Here is a 21,029-nt window from a genome sequence, read left to right on the forward strand (position 1 = left end):
ATTTTTAATTTATAGCTTTCCATTAATAATGGAGAGTAGCTTAACTATTAAGTGTTTGCGTTTGTTTCTTTAAGGTTTGTTCATGAATATAATCTGTTAGTTCTACCGTTAACTCATAGTACATAAACGGTGTAACTAAGTAGACACCATTAAAATATTCAATTGCTGTATCAATGAGCTCCTTAGCAATTGCGATACCCTGTCTGAAGCCTGTAGCCCGGTTGTGGCTCGCTTGTTGCATTCTATCCCTAACATCGTCAGAAAGCCTCATACCTGGTACTTCATGGTGCAAAAATTCTGCGTTTTTATAGGAAATTAATGGCATAATTCCAATAAAGATAGGTGTTTCAATGTGTTTCGTTGCGTGATAAAGCTCTATTATTGTTTCCTTATTAAAAATCGGTTGTGTTAAAAAGTAATCAGCACCTTGTGCTATTTTCTTTTCCATTCGTTTGACAGCTTTATTGATGTGAGCAACATTCGGATTAAATGCAGCTGCAACTTGAAAATTAGTTTTTGTTTGAAGGGAGGTTCCAGCAAAGGAGATTCCCTCATTACACTGTTTAATCAAGCGTGTTAAATCAAAGGATGTAACATCAAAAACAGAAGACGCCCCGGGGAAACCACCAATACGAGTAGGGTCACCGGTAATCGCTAATATTTCATCAAATCCCAACGTATGCATTCCCATGAGATGTGACTGTAACCCAATTAAATTTCGATCACGACAGGTTAGATGAATTAATGTTTTTATATCGATCCCTTTTTGTTTAATCATCGTTGCCATTGCTGTGTTACTGACTCTTGGCGTTGCTAGAGAATTATCTGCTAGCGTAATGGCATCAACCCCCGCATCCTTTAGCGCTTGAACACCATCTAAAAAGGAATCTACCTGTAAGTGCTTTGGTGAATCGAGCTCGACGATTACGGTATGTCTTTTTTTCGCAATCGAGGCAATGGTATCCTGACTATCCTTTTTCTGCTTATCGATGATATGGATAGCTTGCTCGATAGGTTTTATTTTTTTTTCAGTTAACGGCGATAAGCCTTCGACACCTTTTCGTAATGCCTGCACATGCTCTGGGGTGGTACCACAACAACCCCCAATTAAGCGCACGCCCTGCTTTTGAAAATTAGTAGCGCACGACTTAAAATAAGCAGCATCACTGCTGTAGACAAGCTTGCCATCCTCATAAGCTGGTAAACTAGCATTCGGATAAGCAGCAAGGTGGGCTTGCTTTGGCAGTGGTACATACTCAAGGGATTCAAGCATGTGATGCGGTCCAAGTCTACAATTGACACCGACGACATCTGCACCCAGATCTTCTAATTGTTTAAAAGCGTCTGGTAATGTTATTCCGTTTTCAAGGATGCCTGGTTCATGCATGGAAACATTTGTGATGATTGGTAGATCTGTTTCCTCTCTAGCAATCTGTAAACAATCCTTCAATTCATTCAAATCGTAATAGGTTTCTAGCAATAAACCATTTACACCTTCAAGTAAAAAGGTGTAAAGCTGCTCTTTGAAGCTTCGGATAATTTCTTTTCTTGAGCTTGTTATTTTTTGGACGCCACTAATGCCACCAATCGTTCCTAAAACATATGCTTTACTGTTGGCAGCTGTCTTTGCTAATTGAATCGCTTTACTGTTAATTTTTTGTACTTCATCTTCTAAGCCATAACGGGATAATTTTAAGTAATTTGCTCCATAAGTATTCGTTTGAATAACGTCCGCTCCAGCCTGAATATAGGACTCATGTACATGCAATACTTCATCTGGATTTGTTAAATTAAAAGCTTCGAAGCATTGATCGACACCATGCGCATAAAGAAGTGTACCCATGGCCCCATCAGCAATGAGGATCTTGTTATTTAAATCCTCTCTTAAATCTTTCACATTTTTTCCTCCTCTCTCATTTCTACTTGAGGATGAAAGAAAAAAAAGAGCCTTCATCCATATTGATGAAGACCCTTTTATCTTTAACAGGATTCCTCATCTCTCAAGTATTGATCAAATAGACCAATATGCTGGAATTAGCACCTTGTCTTTTACAGACGGTTGCTGAGGCTTCGAAGGGCCAGTCCCTCCACCTCTCTTGATAAGAAAAAACTTATTTAGTTTTATGATTAGTTATATTACATCATTTGGAAAACAATATCAAGGGGATTTTGGAATTAAATAAATCTTTTTCAAATAAATGGGTATATTAAGCCAGTTAAGTTGACAGAGAAAGGGTTTGTGGTAATCTAGAATAAATGATAATAATTCTCATTTGAAGAGGTCGTATAAAGGGGAATTTAATTGGAAAGGGGAAAAGAGAATGGAGTTAAAACGAATTATTGAGGAAAGACGGTCTGTCCAATTATTTCAGGACAAAGAAGTCCCAGAGAAATTAATGAAGGAATTACTAGAGACAGCAATTTGGGTTCCAAACCATAAAATGACACAGCCGTGGCGCTTTGTATTTGTTAAAGGAGAAGCTAAAAAACGTTTAGCTTCGATAAATCAAAAGCTAACAGAAGAGAAGTGTGAAGATGGCGAGCGAGAAAAGCTTGGTCAGCTAGCATTTGAAAAAATAAACAATCTTCCATTTATTATCATGGTGCTAAACGAGCTGAATGAGAAAGAAAAGCTACAGGAAGAGGATTATGCTTCCACCAGCTGTGTGATTCATAACCTCAGTTTACTTGCATGGGAACAAGGAATAGGCATGATTTGGAAGACAGGAAAGCTAAGCTTTTGCGATGAAACGACTGCTTTGATTGGAATGAAAGACAATGAACGTGTGGTAGGAATGCTTCAAATAGGCTATCCGGCCAAAGTTCCAAAAGCGCTACCTCGTAAAGATGTGAACGACCGCATTACAATATTAGAAGATTAATATATAGCTGATTCTCTTTTTACGAAGAGGATCAGCTTTTTTAATGGCTAAAACTAAGAAATACGAATAAACGAGTCAGGTTGACGAATATAGGTGAAAATTTACGAATATATTAAAAAATTACCGAATAAAGCGAAGAAATAGACGAAAATATGTCAGAAAATACGAATATCCATCAATCTATCTTTAGAATAAATAGTCTACAAAAAAAGATACCGATATTGGGTGTAATATCGGTATTAAAAAGGGGCTATCATTTTGTGAGAAAGCAAGCTTGTTAGCGTTGCTCTACTTGGAACACTTAAAGTATAGCAAACGAATGAAAAGGTAGTGTAAATTTCCAGTGAAGATACTGTAAAGTTTTTCCTCTCTCTCAAAAATTACTCTATAATGGAGAGAGATTTAAGTAGAAGGAGTGATTAGATGGGGCGAAAAAGTTTCTCTATTTGCGTAACAAGTGATGTGCATGGATATGTTACTAGTGGAAACTATCGAGATAGTAAGGAAGAAAATCATGGATTGGCCAAGGTTGCCTCCATTATTAAAACCCTAAGGCAGACAAACGAAATGATTCTATTAGATAATGGTGATTTTATTCAAGGAAGTCCACTTACCTATCACCATGCAACATTTAATAAGACAAAAGCCAATCCTCTGATAAAAGCTGCCAATGCTTTAAATTACCACGCTTTAACATTAGGAAATCATGAATTTAATTATGGATTAGACTATCTCAAAAATTTAAAGAGCCAATCAGACTTCCCATGGCTTGCTGCTAACATAATAGATAAAAAAACAGGCAAACCATACTTTGGTAAACCATATATCATCAAAGAGATGAACGGTGTGCGTGTTGGAATCATTGGAGTAACAACGAAGTATATCCCTAACTGGGAGCACCCTACAAATATAGAAGGATTAGAATTTCGGGATGCAGTTATTGCTACACGAGAATGGGTAGAAAAAATAAAGAAAGAAGAGGATCCAGATTTTTTAGTAGTCATGTATCATGGTGGTGTTGAATGTGATCTTGAAACCTCGAAGCCTTCCGAACCTTTAACTGGAGAAAACCAAGCATATCAGATATGCCAGGAAGTAGAAGGGATTGACGTGCTTGTTACTGGTCACCAGCATCGCTTTTTCACAACCACGATTAATGAAATCCCAGTTATCCAAACTGGTAAACAGGGACAAGCTTTAGGAGAAATAAAGATTACGATCGATCAGAATAAAGCGAAAAAAATAGCACTAAAACTACATAGCGTGACAGAAGATACGAAGGAAGATCCCGACATACTCTCACTTGTAGAAGTAGATGAAAAGGAAACACAGCGGTGGTTGGATCAGGCGATTGGGGAGGTTGAAGGAGACATGTTAATTACTGATGCCTTTGAAGCAAGACTGAAAGAACATCCCTTTATTGAATTTATTAACCGCGTTCAAATGGAGACAGCAGGAGTGGATATTTCGAATACAGCATTATTTGATAATCATGCTCCAGGGTTTAAAAATAAAATAACCATGCGCGATATTGTTACGAACTATATTTATCCGAATACACTTAGGGTAATTCGAATATCAGGTCAAGATATGATGGACGCTTTAGAACAAAATGCAAGCTATTTTGATCTCAATGATAAAGGGGAAGTTATTATTCATCCGTCATTCTGTGATCCTAAGCCACAACATTATAATTACGATATGTGGGAAGGGATAGAGTACACCTTTGATTTAACAAAACCAATTGGAGAACGATTGGTGCATCTCAATTACCACAGTCAACCTGTAAAAGCAGAAAATCAATATGATGTGGTGATGAATCATTACCGAGCAGGTGGTGGAGGAAATTATTCGATGTATCAAGGGAAAGAAATTATACAAGACATTCCAATAGATATGACAGAAGTTCTTGCAAATTATATTTTGGAGAATAAAAAGATAATAGCTACTTGCAATGATAATTTTAAGGTTTTGTACTAGAAATATAGCTAGATTAAAAGACAGAAATATGGAATGATTGTGTCTTTTTTTTCAAAAAAATTACGAAAACAGGTATAAAATCCGAAATGTTGCCCCACAATGACAAATGTGACAGGCCCTTGTAATATAGTAATCTTTGTTACAGACTCTTAAACTCACTGTAACCACAGAAGACTTTTAGTATGATACGATATGGCTTGTCAACATGAAAGGAGGCAGCACGGATGAAAAAATTATTAGGATCCGCTGTAGTAGGAATAGTAGGTTTGGGATTGTTTGCAACATCAGTAACTGCCACGGAATATGAAGTACAAAAAGGGGATAACCTTTGGACAATAGCAAAGGAAAATAACACATCTGTAGAAGAATTAATGGAAATAAATGAATTAGATACAGAGGTGCTTCAACCAGAACAATTAATACAGATAGATACAGAAACAACATATATAGTAGAAAGAGGCGATACGCTAAGTCATATCGCAATGAAACATGGAGTAACTGTTGAGGATATACAAGAGTGGAACGAATTAGAAACCACTTTAATCCTAATCGGTGAAGAACTTACATTGAAGGAAGTAAATAAAGTCGAGGCAAATGCTTCAACTAAAAATAATGCTTCAAGTCAAGAACAAGAAGAAACACCAGTAGCTTCTGAGCCGGCAGCGGCTAAAGAAGAACCAAAACAAGAAGCTGCTCCTAAAGAGCAAAAAGCAGAACCAAAAAAGGAAGCACAATCAAGTGAAACAGTTGCAGTATCTGCAACAGCTTATACAGCAAAATGTGACGGTTGTTCTGGTATTACAGCAACAGGTGTAAATCTATTAGAAAACCCAAACATGAAAGTAATTGCAGTTGATCCAAATGTTATCCCACTTGGAACTAGAGTCCACGTGGAAGGTTATGGTGAAGCAATTGCTGCTGACACTGGCGGCGCAATCAAAGGAAATAAGATTGATGTACACGTTCCAACAAAAGATGAAGCTTTTGCATGGGGTGTACGCCAGGTTAATGTAACCATTTTAGATTAATAGTTATGATAGATCCCCTTCTTTCATTAGGAGGGGATTTTATTTTTGGATTTTATCTACTATTTTTAGCTCCTAATTATTTTTACCCCCTCATTAAGCACCTAAACCTCTAAATTAATCTTCTTTGAAACAGCAAAAAATAAAATCGACCAATAAAAAACACTATTCTAATCTATTAAGAAATGACTTTAGTTTTACCCATTGCTAAATCAAAATGCTACCACTAGCTACAAGGAAAGTTAGAAATAAAAATGTTTTTTTATTTCTTGTTTTTTCGATAATCTGCAGGCGTAGTACCGACTAATTTTTTGAAAGTTCGATAAAAATGTGGTGTGCTATCAAAGTCGCTTAATTCAGCGATATGAGAAACAGGATAGTCAGTTTCCCGCAAAAGTTCTTTTGCTTTATAAGTTCTTTTTTTGTTTATATACACAGTAAGTCCCATTCCAGTTGTTTCCTTGAAGACTCTGCTGAAATGAGCTGGACTAACATGAGCTTTTTTAGCCAATAAGTTTAAGGAGATATTACCCCGAAGAGAATGATCAATATATGAAAAAATTTCATTCATCCAAAAACGGTTAAGATTTTCATCCCTAAATGTCTTATCTATTTGTTCAATACTTAAACGTGATAAAAAAAGTAATATTTGATGAGTAATTAAAATAGCAGCATGAATAAAACCAAGTTTCTTTCCATTTAATTCTTCTTCAATATTATGGAGAAATTGTTCAAAGATACTTTGATTCTTTACTGAAAGGGATATTTTATAATGCTTGTGTTTTTTTATTTTTTCTACAATAAGTAAATAGGAAAAGTTATCTTCTACAGCTATCGTTTGAATGAGAGCAGGGCTAAAAAAAATCACCGAAGAGGTAACTAAATCATTTTGATTCGGCACAGCATGATGGATAGTATCGTTGGGTACGATAAATACATCCCCTTTATTCATATCATATAAAATATTATTAATAAATATTGTTCCGGTACCTTTGTGAACGTAAATAATTTCATGAAAATCATGAATATGAGTTGGTAGCTCGTTTTTTGGATCCTTACTTCCTTTATATACAAACGAAAAGGGAAATAAGGAATTAGCATTCTTTTTAATTGGTTTCATCATCATCACCTAGTTATACTTTATATCAAAAAAGAGTATATATAAAGCAAAAATCGCAATTTTTATTTCAATATATTTTTGTTAGTCTAAATTAACAGAATATTTTTTAAATCTGAAAGTTTATAAGGGGAGTATAATAGTGAAGGCTATTGTTTGTGAAGAACCAAGAGTGTTTAAGTGGCAAAATAAAAAGAAACCTCAAAATGAGAGTGGTTATGCTATCGTTAACATAAAGCGAATCGGGATATGTGGAACAGATTTACATGCATTTAATGGAAATCAACCTTTTTTTGACTATCCAAGAGTATTAGGGCATGAACTTTCAGGGGTTATAGAATCAGTAGGAGAAAATTCATATGGGTTAAAGGAAAATGATCAAGTGTCAGTCATTCCTTATATGGAATGTGGTAAGTGTTTAGCGTGTAAAAAAGGCTTAACAAATTGCTGTATAGATATGAAAGTTATGGGTGTTCATTTTGATGGAGGAATGGCTGAACAAATAAGTGTACCCTATGATCATCTAATTAAAACGAATGATTTAAGCTTAGATCAAAGTGCTATCTTAGAACCCTTAAGTATCGGAGCACATGCGGTGAGACGATCTGATTTACAAAAAGGTGACTTTGTTCTAGTGATTGGCGCTGGTCCCATTGGGCTTGGTGTTATGCAAGCTGCTAAACGGATGGGTGCCAAGGTAATTGCGATGGACATTAACGAGGAAAGATTAATGTTCTCTGAAAATTGGGCTAAGGTAGACTATTCTATTAATTTACTAAATGGATCCTTAGAACAATTAAAAAACATTACAAATGGTGATATGCCAAGTATTGTCTTTGATGCCACTGGAAATAGTAAATCTATGATGGATGCTTTCCAATACCCAGCTCATGGTGGAAAATTAATATATGTAGGATTAGTTAAATCAGATATTACGTTTTCCGATCCTTTATTTCATTCGAAAGAACTTACGCTAATGGCGAGCAGAAACGCGACACAAGAAGATTTTGATTTTGTTATACAATCTATTGAAAAGGGTTACATTGATGCTGATCGTTTTATTACCCATCGTGCCACTTTTGATCAACTACTAGATGAGTTCGAAAATTGGTTGAATCCAGAAACCGGAGTAGTAAAAGCGATGGTTGAGTTATAAAATCAAAAGTGCCTGTGATTTAAAAGTATAGCAATAGTATTGCTGGAATGATTTGAAAAATTATATTTTTCAAGCATATGAAAGGATGACGAAAATATGCGGATTGATGCACATCAGCATTATTGGAAGATAAGTAGAGATGATTATGGATGGATTACCCCAGATATTCCTACACTATTTCGAGATTTTCTAGAAGAGGATTTAGTTCCTCATCTAAAGAATTGTAATATAGACAAAACAATTATTGTTCAAGCTGCGCCGACTATTGAAGAAACTGAATTCATTCTCTCTTTAAGTGACAATTCAGAATCAATAATTGGTGTAGTAGGTTGGATTGATATTGAAAACCCATCATATAAAGAGCAACTTGAGACATTTAGAAAGCATCCAAAATTTGTAGGGATTCGCATTATGATTCAAGATATGCCGGATGAAAATATTATTTTAAGTAATCAGTATTTGGATGCATTTTCTTATTTGGAGCAGATTGATCTTCCGGTTGATCTTTTAGTTACATCCAATCAACTTCAAGCTGTCTGTGAGTTACTCAAACAGGTAAAGCTACGAGGAGTCATCGATCACATTGCAAAACCGGAAATTGAAAAAGGGAAATTAGAACCATGGAAATCAAACATGGCTGAAATAGCAAGTTACGATAATATCTATTGTAAATTATCTGGGATGGTGACAGAAGCAAATCATGATAAGTGGACAACGAAAGACTTTCAACCTTATGTTGATCATCTTGTAGATGTATTTGGATATCATCGTATGATGTATGGGAGTGATTGGCCTGTTTGTTTATTAGCTGGTAGCTATGAGCAGGTCTACCATTTATTGAACGAATCTTTACTGAAGGATGTTTCGGCGATAAATAAAGAATTAATTTTTGGGCAAAACGCAGTAGACTTTTACAAATTAAATAGAAAAGAGGAGGAATAATTTTGAAATATAGGAAATTGGGTCAAACAGGATTAGATGTTTCAATCCTTAGCTATGGAGCTTCATCACTTGGTTCTGTTTTTAGGGAAATAAATGAAACAGAAGGAGTTAAGACAGTACATACCGCCATTGATCAAGGTATAAATTTAATTGATGTATCTCCTTATTATGGTTTGACAAAAGCCGAGAATGTACTGGGGAAGGCGCTAGTCGATATTCCTCGTGATAAATATATCTTATCTACCAAAGCCGGCAGATTTGGTGAAAATGATTTTGATTTTTCTAAGAAAACAATCATTAAAAGTTTAGAAGAGAGTTTGCAAAGATTAGGTACAGATTATGTAGATATCTTATATTTGCATGATATAGAATTTGGTTCATATGAAGAAGTGATGGAGGAAGGAATTCCAGCATTGGAAGAATTAAAAAAACAAGGAAAAATTCGCTTTTTAGGTGTCACAGGATTACCGCTGACTATATTCGATAAAGTACTTAGCAAAGTAGATCTTGATGTTATTCTTTCCTATTGTCATTACTCTTTAAATGATACATCTCTATTAAACTTACTACCTTTATTAGAAGAAAAACAAGTAGGATTAGTGAATGCTTCACCATTATCTATGGGGTTGTTAAATTCACGTGATGTTGCCAAATGGCACCCAGCTGATGAAGAGATGCAACAATTGTGCCTTAATGCAGCCGAATATTGTGCAAAACATGGTTATGATCTTGCTAAATTAGCTATTCAGTATTCAACTCATAATAAATCGATACCAACTACCTTAGTGAGTACTGCAAGTGTAGAAAACATTACAAAAAACATAAAATGGACGGAAGAACCAATAGACGAGGGAATTTTAGATGGAGTTCTTGATATTCTGGAACCTATTCATAATCGGACTTGGCAAAGTGGGACTGCAGAGTGGAACAAGAGATACAAGTAATAAAACAAGTCTTTCTCAGTATCATCAGCCGATGGGGAGAAATGCTATTAAAAAATTTAGTGGACTGGATGATTCATTTTGGTGTTGCACAGCATCAGGGTTAGAGGCAATGAGTAAAATACAAAAGAACATATGGTTTAAAAGCGAAGGTGTTATAATGCTGAATGCTTTAATCTCATCAAAAGTTGTTTGAAAGGAAAAGAATACTAAGATCACGCAAATTGCGGAATATCCTAATAGTTTGTTTTCTACGCTCTTCTTGATCTCGCTGAACCAACAAAATTTACACTGATGTTGAAGAGAGATGCAGTGAAAACTATAAAAATTAATTTCCCACCTGCTGACTTCATCAAAGAAAGCGATTACATTAAAATTAAACGAATTTTTAATGATAAGGATAAAATTGAAATTAAAGTAGATACTTCTTTGCATTTAGTACCACTAAAAGGTCGAGAAGATTTGGTAGCTGTAATCTTCGGGAACCTGTTATTAGCTTAAATTGGCACACCAGGTACTTGAAAGGGAATTTCCAACCATAATATTAATCAAGTTTTCGTTCATTCAAAAAAATACAGTTAGAATTTACCGCGGAGGGCGCAGAAGGCAACGAAATGAAATTTATTCCTTTATATAGAGTGGAAGGAGAAGAGTATACCGTATTTTTGAATTGGTCAGGGAGTTTAATAGATGGAAGCACGTTTTCTTTCGCTAAGGACGGTAGTACAGCATACACATGACATGATAGAAACTTTGAAATTATTTTTATGTGTGTAATCTGCTTAATTTTTTTATATAAGGTAAAAAGGGAGTTGTATTATGAAAAATATAAATAAACACCTCTGGTATAAACAACCAGCAAAAGAATGGGATGAAGCATTGCCTATTGGAAATGGTAGATTAGGTGGTATGGTTTTTGGTCGAGTGCATAAAGAACGGGTGCAATTAAATGAAGATTCTGTCTGGTATGGCGGTCCAAGAGATCGAAATAATCCAGATGCGCGAAAGCACTTATCAAAAATTAGAAAATTATTATCTGATGGAAGATTAAAAGAAGCGGAGGATTTGGCCGCACTGACCTTTACAGGAACACCGGAAACACAACGCCATTACGAGCCTTTAGGTGATTTATTCATAAATATGGATCACAGCGAAACGGAGGCTACTAATTATTCTAGAGTGCTAGATTTAGATAGTGCTGTTACGACCGTGGAATATACCATAGAAGATGTCACCTTTAAAAGAGAGTTATTTACTAGTTATCCTGATCAAGTGATGGTAATTCGTTTAACAGCATCAAAAGCAAAATCTATATCGTTTCAAACTTTGCTAGATCGTGGGAATGCAAGAAATTTTGATGAACTCGTTGCAATATCAAACCAGTCAATTGTTATGCGAGGAGTAACAGGTGGAAAAGATGGAATTGCATTTCGATGTGCTTTAAAAGCAATTCCGGAGAATGGATCAGTCAAGACCCTTGGGAACCATTTAATTGTAGAAAACGCAGATGCGGTAACATTGATCCTTTCAGCTGCAACATCTTACCGTTATGATGATCCGGAGCATCAAAGCTTGAAAATAATTGAACGAGTAACAGGAAAATCATTTCAAGAATTGAGACAAAAACATGTGGAAGATTATCAGAAATTATTTCATAGAGTAAATTTAAACTTAGAACAACCCAACGAGCAGCGTTCACAGCTGGCAACTGATCAACGATTAGATTTACTGAAAGAAGGTAATTCGGATCTATCATTAATTAGCACGTACTTTCATTTTGGACGTTATTTGCTAATTTCTTCTAGTAGACCGAATTCGTTACCAGCAACATTGCAGGGAATTTGGAATGAGAAAATGTTGCCACCTTGGGACAGTAAATTTACGATTAATATTAATGCTCAGATGAATTATTGGCCAGCAGAGATCTGTAATTTATCAGAATGTCACGCTCCGTTATTTGAGCATATTGAAAAAATAAAAGAAAATGGCAAAAAAACTGCAGAAAACATGTACGGATGTAGAGGATTTACTGCACATCATAATACTGATATTTGGGGGGACACAGCACCTCAAGATATCTATATGCCAGCAACAATTTGGCCTATGGGTGGTGCCTGGTTATGTTTACACTTGTGGGAGCACTTTGAGTTCACACGAAATGTGAGTTTCTTAGAAAAGTCATACGATACATTAAAAGAAGCTTCTTTATTTTTTGTTGATTTTCTAGTAGAGAATGAAGATGGTTTACTAATAACAACTCCTTCTGTATCTCCTGAGAATACTTACATTTTACCAAATGGAGAAAAAGGAACTTTATGTGAAGGACCTTCCATGGATAGTCAAATTATATTCGCTCTCTTTACGAGTTGTATTCGTGCTAGTGAAATTTTAGATGTGGATCAACCATTTCGAAATGAATTGCTAGAATTAAAAGAAAAATTACCAAAACCTAAAATTGGAAAGCACGGTCAAATTCAAGAATGGTTAGAAGATTATGATGAAGAAGAGCCAGGTCATCGTCATATCTCACATTTGTTTGCCTTATATCCTGGAAACCAAATTTCCCCAAGGGCTACTCCGAATCTAGTTAAAGCTGCAAAAGTAACACTAGAAAGAAGATTACAATCTGGGGGAGGGCATACTGGCTGGAGTCGTGCCTGGATCATTAATATGTGGGCTCGTCTAGAAGAAGGGGAACTAGCTTATCAACATATTCTTGCATTGCTTAACACTTCCACTTTACCAAACTTATTTGATAACCATCCCCCATTTCAAATCGATGGAAATTTTGGTGGAACAGCAGGGATTGCTGAATTATTACTTCAAAGTCATAACAATGAGTTACACATCTTTCCGGCATTACCTAAAGAATGGACAACCGGAAGTGTCAGTGGCCTAAAAGCCAGAGGTGGATTTGAAGTTGACTTATCCTGGGATAACGGACAATTTAAAAGTGGTGTTATTCATTCGCTAGAAGGAGAAAAATGTGCTGTTCTTTATAATAATGAAAGTATCGAATTTGAAACGACTGCAGGAGAAACGTACCCATTGATATTTAGCCAAGTTTAAGGAAAAAACAAGATAAATCGTATCATCAGCCCATTTTAAAATATATGAATTAAAAAAATAAAGAAGTTGAGGTGCTTATAATGAAAAAACAAGGATTAAATCCATATTTACCATCTTGGGAATATATACCGGACGCGGAGCCATACGTCTTTAATGACAGAGTCTATATATATGGTTCGCATGATCGTTTTAATGGTCATGCGTATTGCTTAAATGATTATGTATGCTGGTCTGCCCCTGTAAATGATTTAGCTGATTGGCGTTATGAAGGGGTGATCTATAAAAAAACGGATGATCCGCTTAATCCCGAAGCAAATATGTGTCTTTATGCACCTGATGTTACAGTAGGACCTGATGGACGGTACTATTTGTACTATGTATTAGACAAAGTCTCTGTCGTATCAGTGGCCGTTTGTGATACTCCTGCTGGCAAGTATGAATTTTATGGTTATGTGAAAGATGCTAATGGGGGGCGTTTAGGCGAAAGAAAGGGTGATGAACCCCAATTTGATCCAGGTCTTCTTCGAGAAGGAGATAAAACCTATCTTTATACCGGATTTTGTGCGATTGGTGATAAAACAAGAAGTGGTGCTATGGCCACTGTTCTCGGGTCGGATATGCTTACGATTGAAGAAGAGCCTGTGATTATCTCTCCAAGTGAACCATATAGTAAAGGGAGTAGTTTTGAAGGACATGAATTTTTTGAAGCGCCTTCTATGAGAAAAAAAGGCGACACATACTATTTTATCTATTCTTCCATTGCCATGCATGAGTTATGCTATGCAACTAGTAAACATCCAACAAAAGATTTTAAATATGGAGGAGTTATTGTGAGTAACAATGACCTTCATATTGATACTTATAAGCCTGCGAATCAGCCAATGTATTATGGAGGAAATAATCATGGTAGTATCGTTGAAATAAGTGACAAGTGGTACATTTTCTATCATCGCCATACGAATGGATCAAATTTTAGCCGTCAGGGATGTATCGAACCCATTGATCTTCTGCCAGATGGTTCAATTCCACAGGTAGAAATGACAACTTCCGGACCTAATGGAAAACCGCTTATTGGTCGCGGAGAGTATCCTGCTTACCTAGCCTGTAACCTTTTTTGTCGAGATGAAGCAATGTATACAGGTGATCTCTGGATGGACACCCAATTTCCGAAAATCACCCAAGACGGAAAAGATGGAGATGAAGAAATAGGTTTTATTTCCAATATGACGGATACAGCGACAGCTGGATTTAAATATTTTGACTGTCATGGTATTAAAAAAATCAAAATTAAGGTGAGAGGATATTGCAACGGTGCATTTGAAGTGAAGACTATGTGGGATGGGCCAGCACTTGCAAAGTTGCCAGTTAATTTTACAAATGTCTGGACAGAATACGCTTCTGACATCACTATTCCTGATGGTATTCAAGCATTATATATTACTTACACCGGTAATGGTAGAGCTAGCCTAGCTTCCTTTGCATTAGAATAAATTCAGTATAGAGAATTAAATAAAAGTTGGAAGATATAAATTTAGTAGAAAGAAGGCTTCTATTAATTATAACGAAAAAGGAAGGGGAGGATAGTGTTGTGCAAATAGTAACTTATGAAAAACTAAATAATCAATTGCTAATAAAATGTAAAACAGGTTTAATGAAAATTATTCCTTATACTGATTCGATTATTCGTATTAGATATACATTAGAAAACGAATTTAATGAAAAGGAAAGCTTGTTTGTAGAGCCGAACACTCAACAAAACATTCCTTACTCTGTAAATGAGAGTGATGATATTATTGTATTTTCTACAAGCAATGTACAAATTCATATTAATAAAAACACAGCTGCATTTACCTATAAGGACGATGCAGGGAGAATATTAACAAAAGAGCCGACGCGAGGTGGCAAAACTCTAACTCCTACTGAAGTGCTAAAACCTGTATATGATCAGAATACAGAGATCGAAAATTCGCAAAACGTTGATGGGGCTCGTGCTAAAGCTGTTCCCACCAATCATATCGTGGACCGTATGGCTTATCATACTAAACTTGAATTTGAATGGGACAATGAGGAAGCGCTCTATGGGTTAGGATCGCATGAAGAAGGTGTACTTAACTTGAGGGGCACTCATCAATATCTGTATCAACAAAATATGAAATCGGTTGTACCTGTATTGGTGTCGACAAACGGATATGGGATCATCGTAGATAGTTACTCATTGATAAAGTTTCACGATGATATACATGGTTCCTATATTTGGACAGACGTAGACAGTGAAATGGATTATTACTTTGTGTATGGTCCTGATTTTGATCAGATTGTAAAGAGTTATCGTTACCTTACAGGGAAAGCACCTCTTTTACCGAAATGGGCTTTTGGATATGTACAATCGAAGGAAAGATATAAATCTCAAGAAGAACTTATATCGATCGTGAAAGAGTACAGGAAGCGTCGCATCCCACTTGATTTAATTGTTCTAGATTGGCGGTCTTGGACTGGGGAATTGTGGGGTCAGAAATCTTTCGATCCAGAAAGATTTCCAAATCCAACGGCAATGATGGAGGAGATTCACAAGCTGAATGCTAAATTGATGATCTCGATTTGGCCCATTATGAATAATGACGGACCGAATCATGTAGAAATGAAACAAAAAGGTTATCTACTTGGAAATCAAGCAAACTACGATGCCTTCAATGAGGAGGCACGTAATTTATATTGGAAGCAAGCAAACGAAGGGTTATTTTCGCATGGTGTAGATGCTTGGTGGTGTGATTGTACGGAACCTTTTGAAGCGGATTGGGTTGGAAAAGTTAAACCTGAACCAGAAGAGAGGATGTTCATCAATACGCAAGAAGCGAAAAAGTATTTGGATCCAGAATATATTAATGCTTATTCGCTTCTCCATTCCAAAGGTCTTTATGAAAATCAACGAAAAACTACAGAAAGTAAACGTGTTGTTAATTTAACGCGTTCATCCTATGCTGGTCAGCAAAAGTATAGCGCCGTTACATGGTCGGGGGATATTGCTGCTAATTGGAAAACATTACAGAACCAAATTGCTGATGGGTTGAATATGTGTGTTACAGGTATACCATATTGGACGTTAGATATTGGAGCCTTCTTTGTTGCAGATAGAGAGCAGTGGTTTTGGGATGGAGATTATCCAGACGGATGTGACGATCTAGGCTATCGTGAATTATACGTTCGATGGTTACAATATGGAGTCTTTCTACCAATGTTTCGCTCACATGGAGCTGATACACCGAGAGAGGTGTGGAGGTTTGGTGAGGAAGGTACTATCTTCTATGATACGCTTGTAAAATATATTAATCTTCGCTATCGCTTGTTGCCTTATATTTATTCTATTGCTGGATGGGTGACGAACGATGATTATACGATGATGCGGACATTGGCATTTGATTTTAGAAATGATCCTCACACTTTTGATGTAAAAGACCAATATATGTTTGGTCCTTCTTTTCTTGTTAATCCAGTAACAGAGCCTATGTATTATGAAAGTGGCTCTGAAGAGATGAAAGGATCTGTTAAAAAACGTTCTGTTTATTTACCAGTTGATACCCAGTGGTATGATTTTTGGACAAATCAGCGATTCGAAGGCGGGCAAGTGATTGAAGCAAATGCCGATCTTAAAACCATGCCATTATTTGTTCGGGCTGGCTCTATTGTTCCTGTTGGTCCTGCTATTCAATATACGAGTGAAGATACAAACGAGCCTCTAGAAATATTGATTTATAAAGGAGAAGATGGAAGCTTTTTGTTGTATGATGATGAGGGTGATACTTATAACTATGAAAAAGGAGCTTTTTTTACCATACAGCTTCGCTGGGAGGATAAAAATAATCGTTTTACCATTGGCGATCGCATAGGATCTTATCCTGGCATGAAAACTTCAATGGAATTTGCACTGACTATCATCAATGATGCGGAAGATAATGTAGCTCAGAGGATAATTACGTATACTGGAGAACAGACCACCATTCATTTTTAAGATGATGGCAAATAGCAGAGAATTCTAATAAGTTTCAATTGCCTGCAAAGTAGGTTATTGAAATCTATTGGCTTCCAATCCTTTAAATGTACGATAGGAGGAAATTATGCAAGAGTGTGAAATCGTTTTCATTTTAACGTTGATTAAATAAAAGTTTTATAATAGATAAGACCCATGTATTTAAAAAATAGTAAAATAAAACGAAAGGCTCTATAAAATAGCATGCTCATTTTTTATAGAGTCTTATTATTTGTAAGAGCAACGCATGTTTTTAAAGATGCAATCATTAATACTTATTTTAAGTTTCTTTGAGGGGGCACCATTATGAAACGCATACAAACCTCCAAAATCTTCAGAAGATTTTTAATTTCTTATCTTGTGATTTTAATAATTCCGATGGTTGCCGGATTTATTACTTATCAAGTTTCTTTAGATACGGCAGAAAAGTACTCCATAATTAATAGTAGACAAGTTCTTAATCAAAGTAAAAAAATACTAGAGCAAAGCTTAGATGAAATAGATCGTTTTGTGCTGCAGTTATCGCTAGATCAAGATTTAAATATTTTATTGAATAAAAATGCTGCTGATAAAACAAGAATTATATCTACTTTAAAACAATTGGATAATAAACTTTCCACATATGCTTCAACCAATGAATTTTTAGAAAATTTATATATTTATTTGAAAAATCCTGATTTAATTGTCACTGCTGGCTCGGTTTATTATCGTCCTTATCATTTTTATACGAATGAAAATTATACAGAAATGACGATGGATGAATGGAAAGAAGCGATTTTAAATAACGAGAGACAAATTATTCCTAGCAAACGCTACAATCAAGGTGAGACTTCAACTGATGTTATAACGTATGTTCAAACTTTACCGATGAGTAATGTATCAGATCATAAAGGTTCGATTATTATTCCGATTGAAAATCAGTTGCTTACTAATCTAATTGAAGGAGTAAAGCAACAATTCAACGGTTGGGCTTTTATTTTAGATGAAAACCATCAACTCATTACTTCTAATGGGATTGATAAAAAAGAAATTGATACGCTAAAAGAAAAAGTTATAGACAAAGAGGGCCCACTACATATAGAGAACGACATATTAGTGATAACAGAAAAATCAGAAAAAAATGATTGGTTATATGTAGCTGGAATTCCTAATAGAACATTAGTTGAAGAAGCAGCTCCCATCAAATATATTAGTTGGTCAGTTACTGGTATTACCTTTATTATTGGAGTAATAATTGCCTTGTTTTTTGCTTATAGAAACAGTGTTCCGATAAATAATGTAATCAAATCATTAAAAGAATATGCAGATCCAGATGCTAACAACGAGTACGATTTTTTACATGGTAATATTTCTAAGTTAATTTCTACGAATAGCGATTTACAAATGCAATTAACAGAACAAAAACCACTTCTCAAAGATGCTTTTCTTAAACAACTGTTGTCAGGTGAAATTACAGAAAGAAATAGTAATGTCTATGACTTTGCGAATCAAGCTAATGTCAATTTATCTTGTAATCATGGTTATGTTTCTATTGTTAAAGTAGAGGGTTATGAAGACATGTCAAGTAGTGAAATTTATCAAGAATTAAATGCAATTCGCATTGTTATACAGCAAGAATCAATCAAATTATTTAAAAACTTTTATGTGACGAATCTTCATTCTGATAAGCTGGTGTATATATTCTTGGCCGAAGATAGTAATGATGTTTTAAACGAGGAAATTGAAGCAATGTTCGCAACTTTACAAGATTTACTTTTAAAAGAATTCCGAGTAAATTTAAAAATTGGCCTAGGCCATCCTTTTGAATCTTTATCAGATATTAGTCGATCTTATAACGAGGCAAAGCATGCATTAGATTTTGCTAGTTTTTCTAATGAAAAGCAAGGGATGTACTGGTATGATGCAGTGATGAAAGAGACAGCTGTATTTTATTATCCATTAGAAGTGGAATTTCGTTTATTAAAAAGTTTGAAAGAAGGAGAAACAGATGAGGCTAGACAGATTGTGTATGAAATATTAGAAGAGAATATTAAAAACAGAAGTTTATCAGCTGAAATGCATGAACAATTTATCTATGAGTTAATCGGTACGTTTTATAAAGCGCTAGATCAATATGCTTTTCGAAATGAGTCCACCGCTGAAACCTTACGCCAAAAATTAAGAAGTATTTCCTTCGAAGAAAATATAAATGAAATAGAAGAACGATTAATAGAAATCCTACAACTTTATTGTGAATTTGTTAATAGAAATCGGAAGGAATCCAATCATTCTATCGTAAATACTATTAAAGCGTATGTGCATGAACATTATTCTAATACAGAATTAACGATTTATATGATCGCAGAACATCTTTCTAGACCGGAAAAGTATATTTCACAGATGTTTAAAGACGAAACGGGAGAGTACTTATATGAATATTTAGAGAAAATTAGAATGGAAGAAGCGATGTCCTTACTATCGAATTCTTCGCAAACGATCAATGATATAGCAGAGCAAGTAGGATATAATAGTGCTCACTCTTTCCGTCGGGCCTTTAAACGAATTTATGATATGACACCAAATCAATTTAGGAAAACAGTGAATAAATAACAAGGAAAAGCATCTGTTCAATATGAATGGATGCTTTTTTAATATTTCAAAATTAGAGTATATATTTTCACAACGAAGTCAAATCGTCATCGTGGAAATATAAGAAACAAAGATAAGAATAGAAGTAATTAAATGATGTTTGAGAAGTCATGAATGCTTGATATGATTGCGCTTTCGCAAGTTGTACCATGGGTCTGAATATGTACTATTTATAAATATGCTAAAACTTTCGCTATTGTACCCTTTAAATTTACTTGTCTGTTTCATAGGTGTGAAAAAGATGCTAAATTTTTTGTAAGCGTTTCCCGAAAAATTTTTATGGAGGGGGTAAAATTTAAATGGATCAATCACTTGATGGTTCGAAAGAAATAAAAAAAGTAACACAAAGACATCTAGCTAAAAGAAGTTTTCAGAGGCATTGGCAATTATATATTTTGATGATATTGCCAGTACTGTATTTCATTATTTTTAAATATGTACCCATGTTAGGTGCGGTAATCGCATTCAAGGATTATAACGTAGTTCAAGGTATTATTGATAGCCCTTGGGTAGGATGGAAGCACTTTGAGAATTTTTTTAACAATCCAGTTGCTTGGGACTTAATAAGAAATACATTATTTTTGAGTCTTTACCAACTAGCTGTAACGTTTCCGCTTCCCATCATACTTGCTTTAGCTCTAAATGAAATAAGAGATGGTATTTTTAAACGATCTGTACAAATGTTTACATATGCACCTTATTTTATTTCAACAGTAGTTATCGTCTCTATGATTATATTGATGTTATCCCCAAGATCAGGAATAGTGAACAATTTACTAGAAGTGGTTGGATTAGACGCTGTGAATTTCCTTGGAAATTCAGATATGTTCAGATCGATATTTGTTTGGTCAGATGCGTGGCAAATAACTGGATATTCAGCAATCATTTATTTGGCAGCACTTGCTGGAGTAGACAGTCAACAATATGAAGCTGCTAAGATTGATGGAGCTACTCGATTACAAAAAATTTGGAACATTGATTTACCTGCCATTATGCCAACTATTGTAATCATTATGATATTAAGTGTAGGTAATTTAATGGCATTAGGGTTTGAGAAAGTATATTTATTACAAAATCCTTTAAATTTAGGTACCTCAGAAATTTTACAAACCTATGTATACAAAATGGGGATTATAAATGCTGATTTTAGTTTTGCGACAGCAGTAGGATTATTTAACTCTGTCATCAACTTAATCTTATTGGTTATTGTCAATACAATTGCTAAGAAAGTTTCCGGTAACGGATTATGGTAGAAAGGAGTAGAA

General features: G+C 35.1%; 15 protein-coding genes and 1 riboswitch. Of the genes, 13 read left to right on the forward strand and 2 right to left on the reverse strand.

Annotated elements, in window-relative coordinates; genetic code table 11:
* Positions 1-40: 40 nt before the first annotated feature.
* Positions 41-1,897, reverse strand: coding sequence for a bifunctional homocysteine S-methyltransferase/methylenetetrahydrofolate reductase (locus DFR57_RS14835; protein WP_281270505.1), 1,857 nt, complete (start codon positions 1,895-1,897; stop codon positions 41-43).
* 93 nt (positions 1,898-1,990) lie between these two features.
* A riboswitch (SAM riboswitch) is annotated at positions 1,991-2,106 on the reverse strand.
* Between the two features lie 215 nt (positions 2,107-2,321).
* Between DFR57_RS14835 and DFR57_RS14840 the strand changes: the two genes are divergently transcribed.
* From DFR57_RS14840 to DFR57_RS14850, 3 genes are all read left to right on the forward strand, one after another.
* Positions 2,322-2,882 (forward strand): nitroreductase family protein, encoded by a 561-nt coding sequence (locus DFR57_RS14840; RefSeq protein WP_114354002.1) that lies wholly within the window; start codon positions 2,322-2,324, stop codon positions 2,880-2,882.
* Between the two features lie 423 nt (positions 2,883-3,305).
* A complete protein-coding gene (locus DFR57_RS14845; RefSeq protein WP_114354003.1) occupies positions 3,306-4,862 on the forward strand; it encodes a bifunctional metallophosphatase/5'-nucleotidase in 1,557 nt (518 codons plus the stop codon).
* A gap of 224 nt (positions 4,863-5,086) precedes the next feature.
* Positions 5,087-5,890 (forward strand): LysM peptidoglycan-binding domain-containing protein, encoded by an 804-nt coding sequence (locus DFR57_RS14850; RefSeq protein ID WP_114354004.1) that lies wholly within the window; start codon positions 5,087-5,089, stop codon positions 5,888-5,890.
* Positions 5,891-6,149: 259 nt separating this feature from the next.
* Here the strand turns inward: DFR57_RS14850 and DFR57_RS14855 are convergent, their stop codons facing one another.
* A complete protein-coding gene (locus DFR57_RS14855; protein ID WP_170132998.1) occupies positions 6,150-7,007 on the reverse strand; it encodes an AraC family transcriptional regulator in 858 nt (285 codons plus the stop codon).
* Positions 7,008-7,146: 139 nt separating this feature from the next.
* Here DFR57_RS14855 and DFR57_RS14860 point away from each other — a divergent pair, with 139 nt between their 5' ends.
* The 10 genes from DFR57_RS14860 to DFR57_RS14905 all read left to right on the forward strand — a co-directional run bounded on the left by DFR57_RS14860 (position 7,147) and on the right by DFR57_RS14905 (position 21,017).
* Entirely contained in the window at positions 7,147-8,160 is a 1,014-nt protein-coding gene (locus DFR57_RS14860) for a zinc-binding alcohol dehydrogenase family protein (RefSeq protein WP_114354006.1), read from the forward strand.
* 96 nt (positions 8,161-8,256) lie between these two features.
* The gene (locus tag DFR57_RS14865) at positions 8,257-9,102 is read left to right on the forward strand and encodes an amidohydrolase family protein (RefSeq protein WP_114354007.1); all 846 of its coding nucleotides are present in this window, start codon (positions 8,257-8,259) and stop codon (positions 9,100-9,102) included.
* 2 nt (positions 9,103-9,104) lie between these two features.
* Positions 9,105-10,046: an aldo/keto reductase gene (locus DFR57_RS14870; RefSeq protein ID WP_114354008.1), complete on the forward strand. Its 942-nt coding sequence runs from the start codon at positions 9,105-9,107 to the stop codon at positions 10,044-10,046.
* A 309-nt stretch (positions 10,047-10,355) separates the two neighbouring features.
* Positions 10,356-10,544 carry a hypothetical protein gene (locus DFR57_RS14880; protein ID WP_114354010.1) on the forward strand — a complete coding sequence of 63 codons (189 nt, stop codon included), beginning with the start codon at positions 10,356-10,358 and terminating at the stop codon, positions 10,542-10,544.
* A 113-nt stretch (positions 10,545-10,657) separates the two neighbouring features.
* Complete coding sequence (locus tag DFR57_RS18600) at positions 10,658-10,783, forward strand: hypothetical protein (RefSeq protein ID WP_281270506.1); 126 nt, start codon at positions 10,658-10,660, stop codon at positions 10,781-10,783.
* Positions 10,784-10,862: 79 nt separating this feature from the next.
* Positions 10,863-13,112, forward strand: coding sequence for a glycoside hydrolase family 95 protein (locus DFR57_RS14885; protein ID WP_114354011.1), 2,250 nt, complete (start codon positions 10,863-10,865; stop codon positions 13,110-13,112).
* An 80-nt stretch (positions 13,113-13,192) separates the two neighbouring features.
* A complete protein-coding gene (locus DFR57_RS14890; protein WP_114354012.1) occupies positions 13,193-14,602 on the forward strand; it encodes a family 43 glycosylhydrolase in 1,410 nt (469 codons plus the stop codon).
* A 98-nt stretch (positions 14,603-14,700) separates the two neighbouring features.
* Positions 14,701-17,118: a glycoside hydrolase family 31 protein gene (locus tag DFR57_RS14895; protein WP_245937486.1), complete on the forward strand. Its 2,418-nt coding sequence runs from the start codon at positions 14,701-14,703 to the stop codon at positions 17,116-17,118.
* Between the two features lie 324 nt (positions 17,119-17,442).
* Positions 17,443-19,725 (forward strand): helix-turn-helix domain-containing protein, encoded by a 2,283-nt coding sequence (locus DFR57_RS14900; protein ID WP_114354013.1) that lies wholly within the window; start codon positions 17,443-17,445, stop codon positions 19,723-19,725.
* 338 nt (positions 19,726-20,063) lie between these two features.
* Positions 20,064-21,017 (forward strand): ABC transporter permease, encoded by a 954-nt coding sequence (locus tag DFR57_RS14905; protein WP_114354014.1) that lies wholly within the window; start codon positions 20,064-20,066, stop codon positions 21,015-21,017.
* The last annotated feature ends 12 nt before the right edge of the window (positions 21,018-21,029 follow it).

It is taken from the genome of Saliterribacillus persicus (assembly GCF_003337485.1).
Classification (GTDB): domain Bacteria; phylum Bacillota; class Bacilli; order Bacillales; family Amphibacillaceae; genus Saliterribacillus; species Saliterribacillus persicus.